Annotated in this window: 1 pseudogene; it reads right to left on the bottom strand. The window is 78.8% G+C overall.

Features of this window, described 5'->3' with window-relative positions:
• Positions 1-406: pseudogene (locus tag HX774_RS19485) on the bottom strand (hypothetical protein); the annotation flags it as partial.

Consider the following 406-nt stretch of genomic DNA (forward strand, 5'->3'; position numbering starts at 1 on the left):
GCAGGCCCGGATCGGCGGCGTGGGCGGCGGCGGCGAAGAAGACCCGTCGCACGGCTTCCGGCGGCAGGCCCCCGCCGGTCAGCCAGACGCGCGGCGCCTGTTCGCGGTCGCGCATCACCAGCCGCGCGGCATAGGGCCGGGGTCGCCCCACGAAGGAGACCACCGCCGCCGGCGTCGTGGCCGTCGGCCCGGTTCCGGCCAGGCCGAAGCGCACCGGCGAGCCGCCGGTCGCGCTGTCCTGCACCAGGCGCCAGCCGATCGTCTGCCCTTGATAGCGGTCGCCGCGCCAGGCGGCGCGGTCGCCGGGGAAGCTCATCCTCGCCGCCCGCGACCAGCCGGCGAAGCCCGCCTGCACCCGCGCCCGGACCCGGCTCAGGTCGCGGTCGTCGCAGGCCGTGCGCGACGC

The sequence above is a fragment of the Brevundimonas sp. P7753 genome (genome assembly GCF_013386595.1).
Taxonomy (GTDB): domain Bacteria; phylum Pseudomonadota; class Alphaproteobacteria; order Caulobacterales; family Caulobacteraceae; genus Brevundimonas; species Brevundimonas bullata.